Genomic DNA, 21947 nt, shown 5'->3' on the forward strand with positions numbered 1-21947 from the left:
AGTATCATTCTCTATAGGTAAAACTGGTCTTGTAAGGCAGATAGAATCAGTATGAAGATAAAAATAGGTTTTGCATAAGAATAATTATGCTCCCTATATTCGACCTTTTGAATCAAAATTTTAGAATAATTTATAAAAAATTATTTTCTAAAACTACCTGCTATAGCTGTATTTTTGGAGGCAAAAAGTACAACATATAGTACGCGATATTTTAACCAATGGTTGTAATTTTACTAAAAATAACAGTGCCAATAATGACACAATTTTTTACCATTTTATTGGAAATTTTATACCAGCAGAGTGGAAGGATCTGATTGGAGATAATAAAAAAGCTTTAAGTAAAACCTCTAAACAACTCCTATCATTCATAGTATTTAGACTGCAGCGCTATTATAACAACGATATAGAGGAATTACAGGAGAGTTATAAGCTTTTTGAGGATAAGTTAAATGTTGGTCAACGCAGGGTTAGACAATGCCTAGTAGAATTAAGAGACGCTGGTTTTATTGAGGTTGAAAATAGGACAACAATTAAAAATAATCTTAAATGGCGTAATACTCCATGTATAAAACTTATCCTCAAAAAAGAGCTTATAACTCTCCTGTAATTCCTCTATATCGTGGTTATAATAGCGCTGCAGTCTAAATACTATGAATGATAGGAGTTGTTTTTAGAGGTTTTGCTTAAAGCTTTTTTTTATCTCCAATCAGATCCTTCCACTCTGCTGGTATAAAATTTCCAATAAAATGGTAAAAAATTGTATCATTATTGACACTGTTATTTTTAGTAAAATTATAACTATTGGTTAAAATATCGCGTACTATATGTTGCACTTTTGCCTCCAAAAATACAGCTATAGCAGGTAGTTTTAGAATATTTTTATGAATTATTCTAAAATTTTGATTCAAAAGGTCGAATATAGGGAGCATAATCATTCTTATGCAAAACCTATTTTCATCTTCATACTGATACTATCTGCCTTACAAGACCAGTCTTACCTATAGAGAATGACTATTATAGTAATGGTCCTAACGATATAACTGCAAAATTTATATACCTAATATGTACCAGAAATTTTTTTTTCTGGTTCGGAGAAAAATTTTTTCATTTAGATCTTTTTCTCAAAGTTACTAATATGTTGAAAATTTCTGACGAGTTTTATCATGGAGTGTGATAAAACTTACAACCATCTTTAGTTATAGTTCTATTTTTATACTCAATTCAACCTGCTTTTTTTAATTTAACTAAACACTGTCTAATTCTACGCTGCTTAATACCTAACAATTCTGAAAAAAGTGTAATTTTCCTGTAATTCTTCTATATTCCCATTATTATTATAGTTGATGAACTATCAATGCTAGTTGCTGCATTTTAGTTTTTCCTAAAGCTTTTCCATCTGCATCAGTTATCCATCTCTTCATTCTGCTGGAGAAAAATTTCCAATAAAATTATAAAATATGGTTTGATCATAAATTGCCTAAATTATAGCCTAAATGCTGTAGAAGTTGTGTAAAATATTTCATTTTTTTAAGCAAAAGTCAATATATCAACTTTGTATACAATTTTTGCACTTCAGGTCCTTATAGTAGCATAAAATACTGAGTGCTAAGAAGAGTATTAATGGATAAATTACTTATTGTGTTAGGAAACTACTAGATTCGCCTGCAACTTCAACATTTTCAACTTCAAGCTGCTCAGAAGTTTGTTGGATCAGAGCTAAATCATTATTATCTAAGGATTCCATTATCATATACTTTATTTCATTGGATAAGTGAAGCCAAGACGTAGCACTTCCTAAAGTCATCGTTTGACTAGAAGAGGTAAATATATCATCTACTGATGCAATTGCACCATCTAGTAATTTAGTTCTACTTATTGCTGCATTGACGGATTCCTCAAGAAAAGCTGAGCACAGAGGAAATTCTACTTGATAGCTTGCAATTGAAGGATGCTTAACATATTTCGATAGCAGAGTTATATTTTTTCGTTCTATAAGCAACAAGTGAAACAAAGAGAGATTATTTTTACCAATCTGAATATTGTTCATTTTTTCTATTTCTTGCTTACATTGGCATTCAAGATCATTCAGTATTTTGAATTCATCTATAATAGACTTATTTAATATTACTTCTGCTGAGTTACTATCCAAATTACCAAGTTCCAAGCCAATAACAATATAAGCAACTAGCAGCTGTGCCATTTTTTGATAGTGTTTTTGATTCTGAGTAAGTTTGGTGCAAACTATATTAAGAGGAGTATGACCATTATTATTTTGTAAATTAATATTTGCCCCATATCTTAATAAAGTCTTTACAATTGTTATGTCGTTATCTTGAACAGCATTATGTAATAAAGTATTGTTATCAGGATCCACTAAATTAATATTAGCTCCATTGTCTAACAGAAGATCGATAACTTTTGTATTACCAAGTATAATTGCATAACATAAAGGAGTTTTATGATCTGAATTCTGAAAATCAACGTTAGCTCCATAATCTAATAAAAGCTTTATAATTTCTAAACAGCATGCTTCAACAGCATGATGCAATGGAGTATTATCCATGTTATCTGCTAAGTTAGCATCAGATCCATGAGTTAGTAAAAGTTCCACAATTTCTGGACATCTTGCTTCAGTAGCATAATGTAAAGCAGTACAGCTATGCTCGTCTAGTTCATTGATATCATAATTACCTTCATTAAGTAAACGCTTTACTTCTTCTATGTTACTACACTTAACAGCTTCATGTAAATTATACATTTTTATTCTCCTGAAAATATTATCCTTATCAGTTAGTTAATGCTTATAAAGCATCTATGAAAAATATTACAACCGATGGTTACATATATTATGGATAATATTTACATATAAAACAAAAAAAATCAATCAAAGATTGCACTACTATTTTTAGTAACAATCTTAGCTTTAGATTGGGAAGAATTAATACAACCTGAGTTTTAGATTAGTACAGTTGTTAAAATCTATGAATAGCTTATCTCTGAAGTTTTAGTCAGTTTTTTAGGAGTTAATAAATAAGTATAAATTGTTATCAATTTATTGCTAATTTATCTACAAAACAGAGAGGTTTTATATTTCTTCATCAGATACTCTTTAAATATAGTTCGGAAACTTATATAGTATTTTCTCTACACTTCTAAATAATCATAATAACTGCTAAACCATTTTCATCTAAAACTCTAGTTTATTGCCTTAAGCATACTAAATCTTATTATACAATTCTAAAATTCCTAATAAAAAACTAAGGTTAAAAAAATTTTTAAAGTTTTGAAAAACAGGAAAAAAAGTGATAGCTTTAAGTACAATTAACAAATTCTTATTATAGTTACTTAAATTATGCGCAATCAACTAAAGGTTTCAATATGGAATGTAAATTCTATTAGAGTAAGAACATCTCAGTTAAATGAGCATATTTCTACTGAACAACCAGATATTGTTTTATTGCAAGAAATCAAATGTGAGGAACATAATTTCCCTTTACATGAAATTAATGAATTAGATAAATATAATTTTAGCATTAATGGCCAGAAATCATATAATGGAGTTGCAATACTGTCTAAATTTCCTTTAGAAGATATAAAATTTAATTTTCCATGTAATCCCTGCCCAGATCAAGCAAGATTTATTGAAGCAAAATGCTTAACTGGTGGTGTAGGTTATATTAGAATTATTTCAATTTATGTACCAAATGGAGGAGAGGTAGATAGTGAGAAATATCAAACTAAACTTACTTTTATTGATAAGCTAACTGAGTACTTAAGAAATAGAAATGTAGGGGAATCAATAATATTGGGGGGAGATTTTAACGTTGCCCAATATGATAATGATGTTTATTCTGCTGCAAATTTAAAAAATACTACTGGTTTCACCTTACCTGAAAGACAATCTATACGTAGGTTAATAAATAGTAATTTCATAGATATTTATAGATTAATTTATCCTCATAAACAAGAGTTTACCTGGTGGAGTTATCAATCCAGAGCATTTAAAAATAACTTAGGGATGCGCATTGACTACATACTTTGTACTCCTACTATTACTCAAAAAGCTACTGATTGTTATATTAATCGCCATAACACTTATCAAAACTCAGATCATGCTCCAGTTACTGCAGTTTTTTCAGAAAAAAATATCTAGCGTTTGTATAATATTACTTTAAAATTCATATCTCTTAAATATAGATATATCTATGCTAAGGTATTTTTTTAGATTTTAATATTGTGATGGTAAAATTTACGCATGCTCAAACTAACTATTAATTCTAAAATCTTAATCCAAAAAAACTGAGGTTTTATACTTTCTTTTCCTTATTAACTGAAGTATAACAAGTATTTTAAATATATAACATAACAAAATTTATATAAAGTTTAAAAATATATACAGAAAAAATTCCTGTAATTTGTTTACTTATATCTTGTGTATCAAGACTATTAGTTTCTATTATCTTGATAATCGTATTAATTAAATGCACAAGAACTTAGATTATTTTACTTCAATGAGTGCTCCATCTTTCAGAACAATAATTTTATCAAAATTTATAGTATGACTTCTATAAGTTATAATTATGTTAATTTTATCCTTGCGATACTTTTTTATTGCTTCATAAATAGTAGCTTCTGTGTTTTGATCTAATGCAGTAGTAGCTTCATCTAAAATAAGTATTGGAGCATTTTTTAACAATGCTCTAGCAATAGATATCCTTTGTTTTTGTCCTCCAGATAGCTCATTACCTTGAGGTCCAAGTTTAGTGTTATACCCATGTGGCATATTAATAATAAACTCATGAGCTGAAGCTTTCTTTGCTGCATCAACTATCTGTTCCAAATTAGCGCTAGTACAGCTGTAAGCAATATTTTCTGCAATAGAGGCATTAAATAGTATTGTTTCTTGGGTAACTAAGGTTATATTTTTTCTTAATAATCGAATAGGAATATCTTTCAATTCTTGATTGTTTAATTTTATACTACCAGTAGATGGATCATAAAACCGCATTATCAAATTAGCAATTGAAGTCTTACCACTACCAGACTTACCTACTAATACTACAGTTTCTCCATCTAGTAGAGAAAAATTAATATTGTGTAAAATTGATCTATCATTCAATGATAAAGAAACATTTACAAAATCTATTTTATTTGAAGACGCTAAATTAACAACAATGGGATTGTTTTTGTTTGCAATTTTCGATTTAGTGTCTAGTATTTTAAATATTCTCTTTGCAGCTGATAAACCTTCTTGAAAATCAGCATTGAGAGATAATAAGCTTACTAAAGGCCGGTAGGCTGCTGCAAACGCAGATATGAAACCTATTAATTCTCCAGGGGTTATTTGATCTTTAATACCTAATAATCCTCCATACCAAATAATGATTCCTATAGTAATACCATTTAATATCTCCATTGCCGGGCAAGTTAAGGCAGCAATTTTAGCAATTTTAGTAAATGATTTTGAGACTTCTTGAATTTTTTTTTGAGCTCTTAAAATTTCATAGTCTTCTGCTAAATAGGATTTTACTACTTTAATACCTTGAAATGTTTCATTTAATTTTGAAATATAATTACTAAAAATTTCCTGATTGACATAAGTATACTTATGTATTATACAACCTAATTTTTGAGTAATATAAACAGCAATAAAAAATGCTATTAATGCTAATAAAGACAGCATTTGATCTAAAAAGATGAATATATATCCAGTAAAAAAAATGACATTAAAAAAGTGGCGAGCTGTGCTAATACAACTGGAAATAGCTCTGCACATAATCGTTATGTCATTAGTAAAGCTTGATACTATTTTACCAGATGAAAACTTTTGTAAAAATTCTAAATCTGCTAAAATTAAGTGCTTATACATTTTTAGATGTAAATCTTGCATAATGCTCAATCCTACTAGCTTGGTAAGATAACTCTGGTAATATTGAGCGATGCCTTTTATAATAAAGGCAATAACCATTAATAATGCAACAATTAAGATCGAATTTCTTTTAGTAACAAAAATTTCATCAATAATTAATTGAGATAATTTAATAATTAGTACTGATGCTATAGCTGCTATAATCATAGATATTGATGCTATATATATCAACTTATTGTATCGACTAATGTAATTGCATAGCAATATTTTTATTGTTATAGCATTGGTATACGAGTTATATTTCTTCAAATCTTATTCCAAATATTATACTGAATTGTAATAAATATACTGTAGCATACTTTTGTTATGTAAAATAATTTAAAACATGTTATTAAAGTGTATAAATATTTATTGTCAAGTATGATCTGCCTCTCCAGGTAAATTTAAACAATACCCGGATGCTCTAACAGTTTTGATTAAAGTAGGTTCAAATTTATTGTTCTTAATAACATTTCTTAGTCTATTAACATGCACATCAACTGTTCGAAGCTCAATCTTATGTTCTCGGCCCCATACACATTCTATAATTCTTTCACGTGAAAGAATTACTTTTGGCTCTTCTAATAAAAGTTGCAATATTTTAAATTCAGTTGGCCCTAAGCAAATTAGCTTATCTCCACGATATACTTTATAGGTAGATAGATCCATGGTTAAGTCCTTATATTTTAGTATTCTATTCTTTAATACTAGGTTAGACTTACGCAACAAGGACTTTATTGCTGAAATAATATCAGAATCTGTGTAAGGATATTGTAAAATTTCTATCAAACCATTATCTAATTTTTTATAAACCTCAATATTATCGTTTTGGTTAAGAATAAAGATTATAGGAACATCTGTTTGAGAAGATTTTTTTTGTGCAGCAGCTCTAAGTTTTTGAGTAAATACATCAATCGCAATATTTTTTGCAATAGAAGAACTAATAATAATTAAATTTGGAGCAAGCATGAGCACTGCATTAGCACTACTTGCTTCAATATCATGATTATGGTTTAATCTAATAGCATTAAACCATGATCTTTCTACAATATTACAAAGAGCAATACGTCGCATCTCATCGAGGTCTATGATCAAAATTTGTGGTGGTAACTTTTCTGTATACATAAATTATTATACTAAATTATGGCATTTTATTAAAAAAATTGTAATAAAGTAAGAATAATACAACCTATGATTAAGAAATCAAGAGTTTTTATACTTAAATATAATCTAAGTTTATAATTATTTAAATGATTGTAAATAAATATAAATAGCATTTATTTAATATATATGCTCTTGAATTATTAGTGTAAATTGATATACTTACGAGGTGAAATTTTTAAAGATATATCTTTATTTAATTAATTAAGAAAGTTATGCGTTCATACGAATTGGTTTTAATTGTGAGACCAGAATTATCTAGTACAGAAGTTGATAAATTAACAGAGGAATTAATTAGCATTGTTAATAAATATGAAGGAAAAATAGTAAAACATGAATATTGGGGCATGCGGTCTTTAGCGTATAAAATTAATCGCAACCAAAGGGCGCACTATATTATGCTTGCTGTTTGTATTAATAATAATATTTTAGAAAAGCTAAAAAATAAAATAAATAATAACTTAGAAGTTATACGGTATCGTTTTATTAAGGTTAAAGAAGTTAGTCAAAATGCTTCTCCTATTTTAAAAAATCAAAACTTCGAGCAGCCTACGGTAGATGTAACTGGCTAAAGTAATATTATATAAAGAATGCATAATACATAGAATATCTTAAAATAGTAAAATTTATGATCGAAAATATAGACATTCCAAAAACAAGTACTTTAAAAAATAAAACTTTGACGCGTACAGCTAACAGAACTAGTAAAGAAGTGTTTTTTAGACGAAGAAAGGGTTGTCCATTATCAGCTCCAAATGGCGTAGCCCCGATCATAACTTATAAAGATCCAGAACTTTTATCAAAATTTATTTCAGAATGTGGTAGAATATTACCAGGACGAGTAACTAATGTATGTAGGGCTAAACAAAGAGAATTAACAAAAGCAATTAAAATTGCTAGAGAACTTTCTCTACTACCACAATAAGATATGCTTTGACAATTCTTAATAAAGTACAGATATGAAGTTAATTTTAATAAAGCCAGTAAAAAAACTTGGCAAAATAATGGATATAGTTGATGTAGCAAATGGATTTGGTCGTAACTATCTACTACCTCGTAATTATGCTATTAGAGCAACTAATGCTAATCTAGAAGTAGTTAAATCAACCATGCAACAACTGAATGAAAAGAATCAAAAAGGAGTTGCTATAGCTCAAGAAATAATGCGTAAGATTGATAAAAGTTTCATTACTTTCATTTGCCAGACAAGTGATGATGGTAGGTTATTTGGATCAGTTAATGCAAAAGCTATTATTAAGAAATTGCAAATAACTTCTGATATTAAAGTTCACATTGATATTAAACCAATTAAAACTGTAGGTATACATGAAGTAGAGGTTTCACTTCATGCTGAAGTGAATTGTAAAATTTTTGTTAATGTTGCTCGTTCAAATACAGAAGCTCAAGAATATTTGAAAAAATTTAATGCAATGCAGCAAGTTAATGAGTCCACAGAAGAACACAATGTTGTATTATAAGTTTTATAGCTCTTTAAGCTCTTAATTAAAGAGCTATAAACTGTTGCAATTATACTTAAAGTAGTAATTAATTGATGATATGCTTTGCTTCAATTAAAAAGCAAACTAGTACTTAACTATTGATACTAAAGAAATGAATATAGATCAAAAATTAAAGAAATTTCGCCAAATTTTTTGGCCTATTGAATATCACGAAAACAAGAAATTTTTGCCTATGGCACTAATGATGTTTTTCATATTATTTAACTATTCAGCACTACGTTCTATTAAAGATAGCTTAGTAATAACTAGTATTGGCCCTGAAGTAATCAGCTTTTTAAAAACTTATATTGTGTTACCATCAGCTATTATTGCAATGTTAATATATACGAAATTATGTAATATAATGAGTGTTACAAAAGTATTTTATACTATTACTTCATTTTTTCTTGGTTATTTAATTGTATTTGTTACAGTTCTTTATCCTAACGGGCAGTTGATACATCCAGATCCTGAGACCATTGTAAGATTTAGCGTGCAGTATCCAAATTTTCAATGGTTTATTAAAATTATAGGACAATGGAGTTATGCAACTTTCTATACTATAGCTGAATTATGGGGTAGTGTAATGCTTACTCTTTTGTTTTGGCAATTTGCAAATCAAATTACAAAGACAGAAGAAGCTAAAAGATTTTATTCAATGTTTGGTTTATTAGGAAATTTTTCGCTTCTATTAACTGGATATATGTTAGAAAATTTTTTAAGCGAAAACAGCATAATAAAAGCTAAGCTTAAATACACTCCAGTTATATCTATATGCATTATAGCTGGAATATTTATTATATTAACTTACGCCTATATTAATCACTATGTAATATCAGATCCTGAATTATATGATCCATCAATACAAAAAACAACTAAGAAAAAAGCTAAATTATCGATGCTAGAAAGTATTAAGTTAATCTTTTCATCAAAATATCTAGGTTTAATAGTTATACTAGTGCTTTCATATGGTATATCTATTAACTTAGTGGAAGGGGTGTGGAAAGCAAAAGCTAGAGAATTATATCCAACGGCAGAGGCATATGGTATGTTTATGGGAAATTTTCAAAAATGGCAAGGAGCTGTAGCAATATTATTCATGATAGTTGGGAGCAACATTTTAAGGCAAGTATCATGGTATACAGCTGCAATATTTACTCCTTTAATGATTTTAATTACAGGATTAGCATTTTTTAGCTTTATCTTTTTAGGTAATTCAATTTCATTATATATAACCAACATAGCTCCTTTATCTATTGCAGTTGCTATTGGAACTATGCAAAATGTGTTAAGCAAAGCGACAAAATATTCATTATTTGATTCTACAAAAGAAATGGCATATATTCCTCTTGACCATGAATTAAAAACTAAAGGAAAAGCAGCTGTAGATATTATTGGTGGTAGACTTGGTAAGTCTGGTGGCGGAATTATCCAATCAACTTTCTTTATATTATTACCAAGCTTTAATTTTGTTGATGCTTCTCCTTATTTTGGAGCTATATTTTTTCTAGTAGTAATACTATGGATTCTAGCTGTTGCGATTTTAAACCGTGAATATATTAAAGCTATAGCAAGTTAATAAAAAATATGATGCAATTTTTACAAAAAAGCTTTGAACTTTTATTAAGTATGCTGTTTAAGTTATTTACTATAATCCCCTATATTTACAGTACAAAAATGAAAAAAATCCTCTCAGGAAATTTGCTTTTTGCTATTCACAAATTAGTTGTGGGTAAGGATCTTATGTTCTCTTGATAAAAAAAAATAGCAAATAGGTACCTTTTACCTAGCATTTTATGCTATTGTAAGTGTTTGAAGGTAAAAATTGTATATAAAATTTGTACATTCACTATATGTTTAGAAAAAATAAAAATTTTTAAATAAATTTTGACAGCTTCTACCATAGCTAGCAATCTATAATCATAATATTTACAAGCAATAGTTATGTAATTACAAGAAGAGATAGCAGCAATAATAGTATAATTTTTTTAATTTCATTGAAAATACCATTTCCACTAGGATGGAAAAATCTAACTAGAGATAATGCTAAAGTTTTAAGTAAAACTTCCAAACCTTAGTTAAAAGAGATAATATATGGATGAAAGAATTCCATGTTGAACAGCATTACTAAACAGAATTTTATATATTTTAGATCAAAGAACCTTTTTATAGCTCAAGTTTGATATAATAAATATGCTAAAATATAGGTAGAGTAAGTATTACAGATCTTTTTGATACTTATTTGTTCAAACTCTGTTTTTTTAAGTCTTACACATAAGCAGAAAATCTTAGTTGGAAGGATCATAACTTCTTATATGTCTTCTAACAGCTTTTATTTTTAATATTGGATTATGGTTATAATACTTACTCTACCTATATCCTAGCATTGCTATTATAGCAAATTCAGGTTCTAAGCAACTTGTATCATAGACTATAGATCTATTAAGATTATTCCTGTATAACTTTTAATGTACTAAACCATGTTTTATCAATAGCTTGACCACAATGTTTAACTAAAGCTCTTCGTACTTTGTACCAAATTGAATTAGAATCCAGTTGTTTGCTTAATTCTAGCAGATACTATTCTTTACTGATCTGTTGCTGTGAAACAGTTTTATGTTACTCAAATGATGTAACTTGCAACTGCTGAATTCCATATACATTCTATATAGCTTCTAATATTTTTGATTTATCACATTCTGTTAATGTAATATTCTTTAAATAACTTAACAACAAAGAACCTAGTACGAACTGCTGGGCCAAAACTACAAGAGGTTAAAATTTTTAAGCTATTTTACTAGGATCTATTTCAATTTGAGTTAGATACTTTTCCTTAAAATTTTCTACATCCTTAAATCTAAGGTTGTCGCTATTTGCCTGATCTATACTGCGTAATTCATTTGCTAGCGCCTTTGTTATATAGTTTAGAACTGATGTCTTACAACCAAAATGATAATTTAAATATTGAGTTGCTATCTTTAATAGCAACTTATTGATAAAGTATATGTTGAAAACCCCTATTAGACTTATGTTGCAGTATAACTGCATCTTCTGGTGTTAGTGGCTAAAATTTTTCTAGCCTTTTTCTGTTGAAATGGTATTTTTCATCATTTGAAACTCTGAAAATATTTGTTATTAGTGATTTAATCTCTTTTTCGCAATCTTTATCTAAAATTTGTATATAATCTTGAAAATTCTGTTCTTCATTATTCTCTACTAATTAAAAACTGAGATCATTGATAAATCTTAACCTATTTCTGCTAAAATTATATTTATGTTAACTATCTAGTGTTTTATGCCTATCAATAAAGTGTTTAATAATATTTAAATCTTCTTCTGTTATAGAATTAGATTGTTCTATTTGGTTATCATTATTAAATTTTTGTAGCTGTAAAATAGTGTCTACTGTTTTAGAAAATATGTTAACTATAGTTTTAAACTTAGTAATTTTATTATTACATTCATATCTATTAAGATTAATTAACTCTTCTTCTAAGGAATCAACTAAATAAATGGTTAATTGAGATAGCTTAATTAACTGCTTATTCATCCATTTTACTCACAATAATTTATCTCCTCCATCTATTGGAGGAAGAGATATTATATGGCGTTTTTCATTTATCGTCATAAAATTTGCTGTAGAAATTTTAGACCATAAATTTTCCCTTTTTTCTGTTAAAGCTGATATACAATCTCTATCAAAGTCAATGATAACACTTTCCTTAAATAGTTTTGAGAACCACATAGTTAGCGAATCAGCAATACGATCAAGTAATGGAATTAATGTTTCTTCCCATAAGGCTAGTCTAGCTTCCTGCATATTACTATATGTATTATCACCATTAATTCCTAATAACTGTGGAGGAACCCCAAATGCTAAAGCGATTTCTCTAGCAGCAGAATTCTTTGATTCCATAAAATCCATATCTTTAGGACTAATACTCATTTCTTTCCAATCAAGTCCTCCTTCTAATAATAAAGGGGCACCAGAATTTGATGAACTAGTATATTTTTGCAATAATTGATCTCGCAATCTTTCAAACTGCTCTTCACTTAAATAAGCATTACTATCTTTTAATATTAGTGCTCCACTGGGCCGAGCTCCATTTTTTAGCAAAGCATAATTCCATTGTACAACTTGATTATATAAATTTATTGGTGTAGAAGCTGCATTTAAGCAAGACATACCATATTTCTTACTTAATGGATTATAATTTTTCATATGTAATATTGGACACTTATCATAAGCATGACTAATTCGATAAAAGTTATTACTGTTACGAGGATAGCGATATCCTATAATCTGCCCTGCTTGTTCCTGTACTTCTACATCACTAATATTAAGTAAGTATAGCTCCTTAGGTAACATATTCTTTATACCTGTAGCTAATATAAAAGCATTGCCAGTAAGTAATTTATTAATAATTAATTCAGAAAAAAAATCTGCACCTGATGTACTGTAGTTTGGATGTTGAAGCAAATCAAGTATTGGATGATGTAACAATCTTTCATATGTCAGCTGTTTCTTTTTTTTTATATACCATGGTACATGACTTGCTGAATTAGCTATTAAGTTAACACACCGATAAACTATAACATTTTGAAAATAAGCATCAATAGTTGTACCTGTGCTATTATCATTAATATGTTGTAAATTAAAAGACTGAAACTTTTTAAAATCGGTATTTTTCTTAATAAAAAGAATTTTATTAAAAATTTTGTGTAAATAACCTTTAATCATTGCTACAATAACCTAAAATCTTATAATTACAGAATAACAATATTTAACAATTGACTAAGGCTGTTTACCAAGTTTTTTAGTTCATGATCAAATGAATTTCAAATTGTGCATGATGATACTTCTCCAAGAGCTTCTGCCATTGGTAACATTGCTAATTCATTCTCTGAAATATTACTATTCGTTATCGAATTTTGGCTCTGTGAGAAATATGCATTAGTATCCAATTCTGGTACAGAAGGAGTAACCTGATGCTTACACAAAGCCTCATTGTTTAATTTAGTTTCCTTGTCTGATAAAGGATATAATAACTTTCCACTTGCTTTTATTAAAGAAGGTACGTAGTTTTTTCTGTCCAAAGAACTAATTACTACATACCAATATGGTAACTTAGATATTTCTTTTAAAGTATTACGGGAACAATTAATTATAAAATGACTTGAATCAGTTTTAGTGCTAAGATCTTGTACAAGTTCTAAAGTTGACTGTAAATTAACTTTATGCTTATTACACATTTCTGCTAGATATAATAATGCTTGGCTAGGGTTAAATTCTAGAATTGCATCTTTAATCTCTGGCAGTATAAACTGCTCTTTTGCTATAAATTTAATTGCTTTCTGAAAAAACGATGTACCATCATTATTTCTTACAGCGCATAATTTATCTAAACAACCGCTTAGTATAATTTCACGTATAAGAAGCTGATCATTATAACTTTTTAGATCAATATTATCAAAAATTGTTTTCCCTTTATTGTTTTGCAAACTGATATCAGCTCCATAAGTTATAGCATAACCAACAAGCTTATGATAATCTTGAACTTTTTCTTTTTTTAGAACATGTAAAAATGTATTTCCGTTAGACAAATCATTTAAAGCTTCAGAATCTGCTATTCCTATAGCCTGTTGTAATATTTTTGATTTATCTGCATATGAATATTTTTTAGCTAAAGAGTCTAATATTACCCGCTGAAGATCAGCTCCATCACTAGATAGATGCTGTATAACTGATACTCCAAACTGAGCTACAGGTAATGAAATACTATTATTACTTTGCATATATTTTATAAACTTATTAACTACATTTTTTTCTAAAGCTTGCTGATAATAATCCATAACATACTTAGCTGCATATAATATTTCATTCTGATAATGCAAAGTACAAGATGATGATAATCCGTAAGACAGTAGTAATTTTAAAGCCATATCTACTTCATTAGTACTCAGTGAAATATTTTTTTCTTGTAGGTTTTCAATGGTTTTTATAAATAAATGCATTTCGCAATATTTATGACTGTCTGCTTCTTGAAGATGCTGCATAAGAGAAAGAAAAAATGCCTTATTAGGAATACAGATATCTGTATTATATAGAAAGTATGCTAATATTTTGGAGTTACTAGTTTCTATATATTTCTTAAGCAAAATATTAGCAACTGTATTGCCTAAATTATCCTCTTGCTCAAAGTTTGCTCCTTTAGATTTAAGCTGATAGAAAAGATGGTACTTATCTAATAGATTTAGTATATTATTATTTCCAATTTTATAAACAAATCCTTCTCCTGCTTCGTCTAAGATATTTATGTTACTGTTATCTACTGATCCTATCAAAGCTGCCAACATTTGCCCACTCTTTTCTGATTCAACTAGCTTAAATAGTTGTACAGTAGAATTGCATTGTATTGGCTTATCTTCAGTTTTTTTAATAAGATTTGTTGAAACTCCTGAATTAGAGGCATTTTTATTAAGACAATGATAACTATTTACCAATGTACTAGAAGATTTGTTTTTACCAAGATTTTTTACTCCTGTAGATATTCCCGTTGCTGTTCCAATGACCTGTTCCATATAATTAAGACCTCCCTAAATTTTTATTATATTACTTACCTGATTTTAATAATTTTAGAAACCACATAGTATAAATCTAAAACCATTAGTTTAAATCCTACTGCTATCCAAGAACTAATTACTAGTATTAACATACCTATCACCAAAAATATATAGCTTATCTGATGATATAGCAAAAAATTTAGGATTTTTATTAATTGGTATACGAGATACTATGTGACCATCGCTTGAAGAAATAACTAAACATTGGTACTTACTAACCACTATTATATTGTTATTTACAGCTATAGGAACAAGAGTGTACTGAACATTACTTGGCCCTAATTTTATAAGTTTGCTTTTAATACGTGAAAAAAACTTATTTTTATTACCTTTAATACTGGTGCTATCTTGATTATTACCATATAAGTTTGTTATCCAGATAATTTCACCACTGCTAGCCAAAACAGCTAATAAATTTCCATCAATAGTTGTAATAAACAATGTGTTACCAATTAAATTAAAATTACTAATGCCTGGAATATTTTTACTCCATTGTATGGAAGATTTTTGTAATTTTTGATTCTCTGTATCAACAAGATCAAACTTATGAGCTTCGATAATTCCCTCATTTGCTATATATAGCATATCGTTATCAATAATAGGCTGAGATACTAAACTAGATAACGAAAGCGCATTCCAATAACTTTTTTCTGTTATATTCTTACCTAAACTTATTGACCATACTAGCTTACCATTTTCCAGATTTAAAGCTACAATTTGATCTGAAGAATAACTAGCAATAACTAAATTGCCTCTTATTATTGGAGCAATTAAGCTGTTACAAATAAGTGGCTCTTGGGCACCTTGATGTATCCATATGATATCTGCAGTTGTTAAATCTATACAATATAATTGTTTATTTACTGTTAATACCAACATTAAATTGTTATGTATTAATGGTGGTGCTTTAACTATATCAGGTAGTTTTTTATTTAAAATTTCAGTTCCATTACTAGCATTAAGTATAACTATGTTTTTACTACCATAACTAATATAAAGCCTTCCATTATTAAATAGTATACTTCCTCCATCGAATTTTTTTCTATTTCTATATTGATGCTCTAGTTCTTTTATCCAAACTTTTTTCATATTGCTGAGGTTATAGCAAACTACTTGTGCATAATCATTTAGTACAAAGAGCTTATCTTGTACAATAATAGGCGGTGCTGATATGAAATCAGATAACTTTATTTTGTTAAATGTAATAAATTCTTTAATAGCAACATTACTAGTATTGGTATTATTCCAATTATGTATAGAAATTGCAGTTGGCAGCGTTACTTTACCAGCACTAATTTCTGCTTCTGGGGATGCTAAATTAGCTGAAGATTCAATACTATAAACAGTAGTATTTGATAGCATTAAAGATAATAATGATATTAACGATAATTTTTTATTCATAAAAACCTATTTTAACTGAATTTTAACTTCAAACTATAACTTATTAATTCTGCATGTTGACTTCATAACTTTGTTTTAACATTTTAGCCTGAGATTTTAAATTCCAGGAAGCATGTTTACTTTTTATAATTGCATTCAAACACTGTATAGATTTATTATCATCACCGTTTTCATGAACCCAAATAGCGTAGTAAATCGAAGCGATAGCCCAAAAAGGCATGGCTGCACTAAATTCTGAAAAAAGCTGCTCTATTAATTTAGATTGTAAATTATAATTATTATTATTATTACCATCTTGTTGAATAGTATCAATAGCCATAGCTAACAGATTTAATCTAACATATGATTTAGTAATATCACTATAATTTTTTTTTGCTAAAATCTCATCTGCTAACTGTTTAACTTCAGTAAAGCTACCATAATTAATCTTATGATTTAATAATTGGATATGAGCTAATTCTTGAAGTTTAGTATTATAATTAGATAGTAAAAAATCTTCTAAATTTTGAACAATTAACTCATCGCTATTTGATGGATCTAGTAATTCTATCAATATATCAGTTATTCTTTGGTGATAAGCCTCTTGTTTTGCATTATAGAAGTTATTTGCTATCATTGCTATTACTATAAGAAGTGATAAACTAAGTACTACTAATAAAAACTTTTTATAGTATAGCAGGCATTTTTGATAATGATCAGAAGCTTTAATTTCTTGTAGTATATCCACCATGCAATTATCTAAATAATTTATACTATTAATGTTTATCTTATAACAAAGATGAAGCTACTTTAATTAAGTCTGCTATTCTTTTGCAAGATATTATAATATAAATACTATGTAAAGTATATGCATTTTACTAAGTTAAACTTAACTTGATTGTATGATTATATTCTTAATGTTATCTGAAGCTAGAGTTATTATAGTTATTTGTTTGTTATTTATTAATTAAAATGTCTTGCAGCACAGAGTAAAGTATGATATAGCTTAGTTAGATATACTGGTTTTGTTATTTATTAACTAAATATTATAAATAATATTAAAGATTATAGATATTTTTTAGCATTAAATTTATACTTAAAGTCTAATGCAACATTAAACTAAGGATTATAATACTTGATTATGGAAACAAAGCAACATCAACAATTTAAGATTGGTGATAAAGTAGTTTATCCATCTCATGGAGTAGGCGAAGTAATAGGCATTGAAAATTATGCATTCCGTGAAAAAGAGTTCAAAGTATATGTTGTTTCTTTTCCAATGGATAAAATGACTTTAAGAGTACCAATCGATAGCCAAAATTCTTCAGGGTTAAGATCAATCAGTTATAAAACTAACATTGATAAAATATATAAAATATTATGTAGTCAGTCACAGCCAGGCAACAAAATGTGGAGTCGTCGTGCTCAAGAATATGAAAATAAGATTAATTCCGGTGATTTATGTTCCATTGCAGAGGTAGTTAGAGATCTTTATAAAAATTCTGAAATTGATCGCTCATATAGTGAAAGATCAATTTATGAATCAGCATTAACTAGGCTTGCAAGAGAGTTATCTATTTTGGAATCTTTGAAATATGAAGAAGTCATCGAAAAAATAACAGAAACTATAAAAAATAAAAACACTATGTAATAGCATACTATAAGAATTTGTGATCGTGAATGTTATTGGTATTGAGTCTAGTTGTGATGATACAGCTATTGCTGTAGTTAATAATAATAGAAAAATTCTTGCTAATATAGTTCTTTCCCAGCATGCTGAGCATCTTCCTTATAATGGAGTTGTGCCTGAGATTGCAGCTAGGTCTCATTTAAAAAATTTGAAATATGCTATGGAGGAAGCTTTAAATCAGGCTCAAGTTAATTTAACAGCGATTGATATAGTTGCAGCTGCTTCAGGACCAGGTTTAATTGGAGGAGTAATAGTAGGTTCAGTATTTGGACATGCAGTTGCTAGCACGTTAAATAAAACTTTTTTTGCGATAAATCATTTAGAAGGTCACATATTAGCAGTGCGGCTAAGCAACAACAATATCAGCTTTCCTTATTTGTTGTTACTTATTTCAGGTGGGCATTGCCAATTTATTGCAGTATTTGACGTTGGTAAATATAAAATCTTAGGACAAACTATCGACGATGCTGTTGGTGAAGCATTTGATAAAACCGCTAGGTTATTAAATCTCAAATATCCTGGAGGGCCAGAAATTGAAAAATTGGCTATCAAAGGCAATCCACACAAATATTCTTTACCATTATCAATGATAACTAAAGCTGGCTGCAACTTATCATTTTCAGGATTAAAAACAGCAGTTAAGCAATTGATATTTAGTATCGACTCTTTATCTGAGCAAGTAATTTATGATATATGTGCATCATTTCAATATACTGTAGTTCAGATTTTAAAACACCGTAGTATTAATGCTATTAAATTGTTTGAAAGTTGTTGCAATAGCAATAGTAAAATTAATAAAAAAAAATATTTTGTTATATCTGGTGGAGTAGCAGCTAATCAGTATTTGAGGCAAGAAATATTTGATTTAGCTAGTGCATATGGATATTATGGCGTTGCTCCACCTAGTAATTTGTGTACTGATAACGGAGCAATGATAGCTTGGGCAGGAATAGAAAGATTCCACTCAAATTTACTTAACAGTGATTTTATTCCAAGAGCTAAATGGTGCGTTGAACATCTTTAACTTAATAGTCTATTCATGAATACAAAAAACATAAAGTATTTTACTACTAATTTGACTCGAGCGATAAAGATAGTTAACGAATTACAACAAAAATATAATATTTTACCACTTAGTAATCAAAATGAATGCAGTAGTATTGAAACTATAATAGTTATTGGTGATGATGGTGTATTTTTACAGGCTTTAAAAAATTTTCTGCATTTAAAAGTAGGATTTTATGGCATTAATGTAGGAAATTTAGGGTTTTTAATGAATAGCTATAACTGTAAACATGACTTAATAGAACAAATTTACTTTGCTAAACAGTCACTATTAATCCATTACAAGCAACGGTATCTCATAATGATGGTACTGAAGAAAAAATCTGTTTCGCTTTTAACGAGTGCACTGTTCTAAGATATAGCTCTCAAGCAATTAAGTTAGATATTAAAACTAATAATGTATTTCGGCTTAGTTTGTTTGGAGATGGCATATTAGTAGCAACAGCAGCTGGTAGTGCTGCCTACAATTATGCAGCAGGCGGAATGATTTTACCATTATCAGCAAATTTATTATCAATGACTGCAATATCTCCATTTAGGCCAAAGGGCTGGCATGGAGCATTAATACCTAATGATCATAGTATTGATATTGCTATACATAATTGTACAGTAAGACCAGGATATTTTACAGCTGATTTACAAGAAATTTATAATGTGACTGCTATAAACATTAGAGAAGCCAAAAATAAGCAAGTCAAATTACTTTTTAATGCTGAAAGTGATTTAACATATAAATTGCTTACAGAACAATTTAAGTTTTGTACGTAAAATTTAACTTTCAGTGAATATATATCTCAAAATACTAATATAAGTTAAGAATACTAGAAAAGTATATAATTCTTAAAAAAAAGATGCATAATCTGTATTCAATGTTGTTAAGAAAAGAGATTGAAACTCTGTATGCTCATAAGTTTGCCTATAGAAAAACTGGTCTTGTAAGGCAGATAGAATCAGTATGAAGAGGAAAAATAGGTTTTGCATAAGAGTTATTATGTGACCTATATTCGGTCTTTTGAATAACAATTGTAGAATAATTTATAAAAAAATTATTTTCTAAAACTACCTAACTATAGCTGTATTTTTGGAGGCAGAAAGTGCAACATATAGTACTCGATATTATAACCGATGGTTGTAATTTTACTAAAAATAACAGTGCCAATTAATGACACAATTTTTTACCATTTTATTGGAAATTTTATACCAGCAGAGTGGAAGGATCTGATTGGAGATAATAGAAAAGCTTTAAGCAGAACCTCTAAACAACTCCTATCATTCATAGTATTTATACTGTAGCGCTATTATAACAACGATATATAGGAATTACAGGAGAGTTATAAGCTTTTTGAGGATAAGTTAAATGTTTGTCAACGCAAGGTTAGGCAAGGCTTAGTAGAATTAAGAGACACAGGTTTTATTGAAGTTGAGAATAGGACAACAATAAAAATAACCTTAAATAGCGTAATACTCCATGTGTCATACCCTAGTGAAAAAGGTTGAAAGTCATATTCAATCTAAAGAAGAAGAAAAGTTAATTTTTGTTAACTTTCGCACTTTATAGAACCTGCTATTAACTTGTGTTAACTTTTATTAATTTTTGTAATTAATATTCAACCTTAACTGTAATTAAATTTGCAAAATTTGTCAATATTATAAAAAAATTAATGCAAAAGGTCGAATATAAGGAGAATAAATTTAGGAAATTTAGCACTAATTTTTAATTCAGAAGTTGAACTAATGATCAAGAAACGCATACAACCTAAGGGTAAATCAAGCGTTTTTCAATTCAGATGTATTATGAATGAATTAATATAAAAAAATTGCTATAAAACAAGCATAATTATTTGATCAGTTATTTAACCACAGTGTAATATTTATTAATAATATACATAAATTATATAGTAATTATGTCTTCAATAGTATTAAAGTTTACAAATAGATTACTAAGTAAAATAGACACTCCGAATGAAAAAATAACAATAGTTTATAGAGATGAAACTGAAAGAGGACTTGTTTTAAGAGTGTCGAGTAGTGGAACAAAAATCTTTTATTTGTACAAGAAATATAAAAACCAGGGGCTAAAAATAAAAATAGGACCATATCCAGATTTATCAGTTAGAGACGCTAGAAAAAAAGCAAGGGAACTCAAGACATTACTGGCGAAAGACATAGATCCGAGAGAAGTAAAACGTAAGAAATATATAGAGGAAAATGAGAAGCGTATAAAAGAAAAACAAGATATAACATTTGAAGAGCTGCATAATAAGTATATTGAAGAGTATAGCAAAATATATACTGAACACTGGAAACAATACGCTGCAAAAATATATAATCATGCAAGTCAATCATTATACTCCAAAAAGATTAATAAGATTGAAAAAAATGATATTGAAAAAGTATTTAACAACATAACTAAAAAGAAGCAATATGGAGGAGCAAATCAAGTCCTGAAAGGTATACAAAGTATATTTAATAAGGCAATAAAATGGGGGTTAATAGAAAAAAACCCTGCACTAGGAATAGAGAAACATAAAATGCAAGCGAGAGAACGTCGTCTAACTTACGATGAAATACCGAAATTTTTACGAGTAGTAAAGAAAGACAAGAGCGAGATAATCAAATG

At 28.3% G+C, this 21947-nt stretch carries 21 protein-coding genes; 11 read left to right on the forward strand and 10 right to left on the reverse strand.

All coding sequences use genetic code 11. The features are described from left to right. Positions 1–683: 683 nt before the first annotated feature. Positions 684–833, reverse strand: coding sequence for a hypothetical protein (locus OCHUTO_RS06055; RefSeq protein ID WP_198139663.1), 150 nt, complete (start codon positions 831–833; stop codon positions 684–686). 800 nt (positions 834–1633) lie between these two features. After that, positions 1634–2758: an ankyrin repeat domain-containing protein gene (locus tag OCHUTO_RS03685; protein ID WP_045797462.1), complete on the reverse strand. Its 1125-nt coding sequence runs from the start codon at positions 2756–2758 to the stop codon at positions 1634–1636. A gap of 594 nt (positions 2759–3352) precedes the next feature. Between OCHUTO_RS03685 and OCHUTO_RS03690 the strand changes: the two genes are divergently transcribed. Further along, complete coding sequence (locus OCHUTO_RS03690; protein ID WP_045797463.1) at positions 3353–4153, forward strand: exodeoxyribonuclease III; 801 nt, start codon at positions 3353–3355, stop codon at positions 4151–4153. Between the two features lie 345 nt (positions 4154–4498). Here OCHUTO_RS03690 and OCHUTO_RS03695 read toward each other — a convergent pair whose 3' ends face one another. Together OCHUTO_RS03695 and OCHUTO_RS03700 are read right to left on the reverse strand one after the other, a co-directional pair. Continuing rightward, on the reverse strand, positions 4499–6178 hold the full coding sequence (locus OCHUTO_RS03695) for an ABC transporter ATP-binding protein (protein ID WP_045797464.1): 1680 nt from the start codon (positions 6176–6178) through the stop codon (positions 4499–4501). 105 nt (positions 6179–6283) lie between these two features. Then, positions 6284–7033, reverse strand: a complete 750-nt coding sequence (locus tag OCHUTO_RS03700) for a winged helix-turn-helix domain-containing protein (protein ID WP_045797465.1) — start codon at positions 7031–7033, stop codon at positions 6284–6286. Positions 7034–7284: 251 nt separating this feature from the next. Between OCHUTO_RS03700 and rpsF the strand changes: the two genes are divergently transcribed. The 4 genes from rpsF (at position 7285) to OCHUTO_RS03720 (ending at position 10147) form a co-directional block, all read left to right on the forward strand. Continuing rightward, entirely contained in the window at positions 7285–7641 is a 357-nt protein-coding gene (rpsF, locus tag OCHUTO_RS03705) for a 30S ribosomal protein S6 (RefSeq protein ID WP_045797466.1), read from the forward strand. 56 nt (positions 7642–7697) lie between these two features. Next, entirely contained in the window at positions 7698–7994 is a 297-nt protein-coding gene (gene rpsR, locus OCHUTO_RS03710; protein WP_045797467.1) for a 30S ribosomal protein S18, read from the forward strand. Positions 7995–8028: 34 nt separating this feature from the next. Further along, on the forward strand, positions 8029–8547 hold the full coding sequence (rplI, locus tag OCHUTO_RS03715; protein ID WP_045797468.1) for a 50S ribosomal protein L9: 519 nt from the start codon (positions 8029–8031) through the stop codon (positions 8545–8547). A gap of 133 nt (positions 8548–8680) precedes the next feature. Beyond that, positions 8681–10147, forward strand: coding sequence for an Npt1/Npt2 family nucleotide transporter (locus tag OCHUTO_RS03720; RefSeq protein ID WP_045797469.1), 1467 nt, complete (start codon positions 8681–8683; stop codon positions 10145–10147). 1205 nt (positions 10148–11352) lie between these two features. On the opposite strand, the gene OCHUTO_RS06575 is transcribed toward OCHUTO_RS03720, so the two are convergent. The 6 genes from OCHUTO_RS06575 to OCHUTO_RS03750 form a co-directional block, all read right to left on the reverse strand. Then, positions 11353–11556 carry a hypothetical protein gene (locus tag OCHUTO_RS06575; RefSeq protein WP_232296989.1) on the reverse strand — a complete coding sequence of 68 codons (204 nt, stop codon included), beginning with the start codon at positions 11554–11556 and terminating at the stop codon, positions 11353–11355. A 289-nt stretch (positions 11557–11845) separates the two neighbouring features. Then, a complete protein-coding gene (locus tag OCHUTO_RS03730) occupies positions 11846–12118 on the reverse strand; it encodes a hypothetical protein (RefSeq protein ID WP_045797470.1) in 273 nt (90 codons plus the stop codon). A 9-nt stretch (positions 12119–12127) separates the two neighbouring features. Continuing rightward, on the reverse strand, positions 12128–13309 hold the full coding sequence (locus OCHUTO_RS03735) for a phage portal protein (protein WP_045797471.1): 1182 nt from the start codon (positions 13307–13309) through the stop codon (positions 12128–12130). A gap of 98 nt (positions 13310–13407) precedes the next feature. Continuing rightward, a complete protein-coding gene (locus tag OCHUTO_RS03740) occupies positions 13408–15150 on the reverse strand; it encodes a hypothetical protein (protein ID WP_045797472.1) in 1743 nt (580 codons plus the stop codon). A gap of 114 nt (positions 15151–15264) precedes the next feature. Continuing rightward, positions 15265–16593, reverse strand: a complete 1329-nt coding sequence (locus OCHUTO_RS03745; RefSeq protein ID WP_045797473.1) for a PQQ-binding-like beta-propeller repeat protein — start codon at positions 16591–16593, stop codon at positions 15265–15267. Between the two features lie 43 nt (positions 16594–16636). Continuing rightward, positions 16637–17323, reverse strand: a complete 687-nt coding sequence (locus OCHUTO_RS03750; protein WP_045797474.1) for a DUF2659 family protein — start codon at positions 17321–17323, stop codon at positions 16637–16639. A 390-nt stretch (positions 17324–17713) separates the two neighbouring features. Here OCHUTO_RS03750 and OCHUTO_RS03755 point away from each other — a divergent pair, with 390 nt between their 5' ends. The 6 genes from OCHUTO_RS03755 to OCHUTO_RS03775 form a co-directional block, all read left to right on the forward strand. Beyond that, entirely contained in the window at positions 17714–18223 is a 510-nt protein-coding gene (locus OCHUTO_RS03755) for a CarD family transcriptional regulator (RefSeq protein ID WP_045797475.1), read from the forward strand. 22 nt (positions 18224–18245) lie between these two features. After that, complete coding sequence (gene tsaD, locus OCHUTO_RS03760) at positions 18246–19286, forward strand: tRNA (adenosine(37)-N6)-threonylcarbamoyltransferase complex transferase subunit TsaD (protein WP_045797477.1); 1041 nt, start codon at positions 18246–18248, stop codon at positions 19284–19286. A 15-nt stretch (positions 19287–19301) separates the two neighbouring features. Continuing rightward, positions 19302–19682 carry an NAD(+)/NADH kinase gene (locus OCHUTO_RS06580; RefSeq protein ID WP_232296990.1) on the forward strand — a complete coding sequence of 127 codons (381 nt, stop codon included), beginning with the start codon at positions 19302–19304 and terminating at the stop codon, positions 19680–19682. A 59-nt stretch (positions 19683–19741) separates the two neighbouring features. After that, positions 19742–20095 carry a diacylglycerol kinase catalytic domain-containing protein gene (locus OCHUTO_RS06585; protein WP_232296991.1) on the forward strand — a complete coding sequence of 118 codons (354 nt, stop codon included), beginning with the start codon at positions 19742–19744 and terminating at the stop codon, positions 20093–20095. A 357-nt stretch (positions 20096–20452) separates the two neighbouring features. Further along, a complete protein-coding gene (locus OCHUTO_RS06590) occupies positions 20453–20620 on the forward strand; it encodes a hypothetical protein (protein WP_232296992.1) in 168 nt (55 codons plus the stop codon). Positions 20621–21231: 611 nt separating this feature from the next. After that, the coding region (locus OCHUTO_RS03775; protein WP_045797476.1) for a tyrosine-type recombinase/integrase at positions 21232–21947 on the forward strand (716 nt) is incomplete at its 3' end.

Source organism: Orientia chuto str. Dubai, assembly GCF_000964595.1.
GTDB lineage: Bacteria > Pseudomonadota > Alphaproteobacteria > Rickettsiales > Rickettsiaceae > Orientia > Orientia mediorientalis.

What these genes read in the sequence shown, in the direction of transcription:
- OCHUTO_RS03745 (WP_045797473.1), bottom strand. Translation starts at nt 16,593, where the DNA reads ATGAATAAAAAATTATCGTTAATATCATTATTATCTTTAATGCTATCA.
- OCHUTO_RS03730 (WP_045797470.1), bottom strand. Translation starts at nt 12,118, where the DNA reads ATGAATAAGCAGTTAATTAAGCTATCTCAATTAACCATTTATTTAGTT.
- rpsF (WP_045797466.1), top strand. Translation starts at nt 7,285, where the DNA reads ATGCGTTCATACGAATTGGTTTTAATTGTGAGACCAGAATTATCTAGT.
- OCHUTO_RS03740 (WP_045797472.1), bottom strand. Translation starts at nt 15,150, where the DNA reads ATGGAACAGGTCATTGGAACAGCAACGGGAATATCTACAGGAGTAAAA.
- OCHUTO_RS03735 (WP_045797471.1), bottom strand. Translation starts at nt 13,309, where the DNA reads ATGATTAAAGGTTATTTACACAAAATTTTTAATAAAATTCTTTTTATT.
- OCHUTO_RS06590 (WP_232296992.1), top strand. Translation starts at nt 20,453, where the DNA reads ATGGTTGTAATTTTACTAAAAATAACAGTGCCAATTAATGACACAATT.
- rpsR (WP_045797467.1), top strand. Translation starts at nt 7,698, where the DNA reads ATGATCGAAAATATAGACATTCCAAAAACAAGTACTTTAAAAAATAAA.
- rplI (WP_045797468.1), top strand. Translation starts at nt 8,029, where the DNA reads ATGAAGTTAATTTTAATAAAGCCAGTAAAAAAACTTGGCAAAATAATG.
- OCHUTO_RS03700 (WP_045797465.1), bottom strand. Translation starts at nt 7,033, where the DNA reads ATGTATACAGAAAAGTTACCACCACAAATTTTGATCATAGACCTCGAT.
- OCHUTO_RS03685 (WP_045797462.1), bottom strand. Translation starts at nt 2,758, where the DNA reads ATGTATAATTTACATGAAGCTGTTAAGTGTAGTAACATAGAAGAAGTA.
- OCHUTO_RS03690 (WP_045797463.1), top strand. Translation starts at nt 3,353, where the DNA reads ATGCGCAATCAACTAAAGGTTTCAATATGGAATGTAAATTCTATTAGA.
- OCHUTO_RS06580 (WP_232296990.1), top strand. Translation starts at nt 19,302, where the DNA reads ATGAATACAAAAAACATAAAGTATTTTACTACTAATTTGACTCGAGCG.
- OCHUTO_RS03755 (WP_045797475.1), top strand. Translation starts at nt 17,714, where the DNA reads ATGGAAACAAAGCAACATCAACAATTTAAGATTGGTGATAAAGTAGTT.
- OCHUTO_RS03720 (WP_045797469.1), top strand. Translation starts at nt 8,681, where the DNA reads ATGAATATAGATCAAAAATTAAAGAAATTTCGCCAAATTTTTTGGCCT.
- OCHUTO_RS03750 (WP_045797474.1), bottom strand. Translation starts at nt 17,323, where the DNA reads ATGGTGGATATACTACAAGAAATTAAAGCTTCTGATCATTATCAAAAA.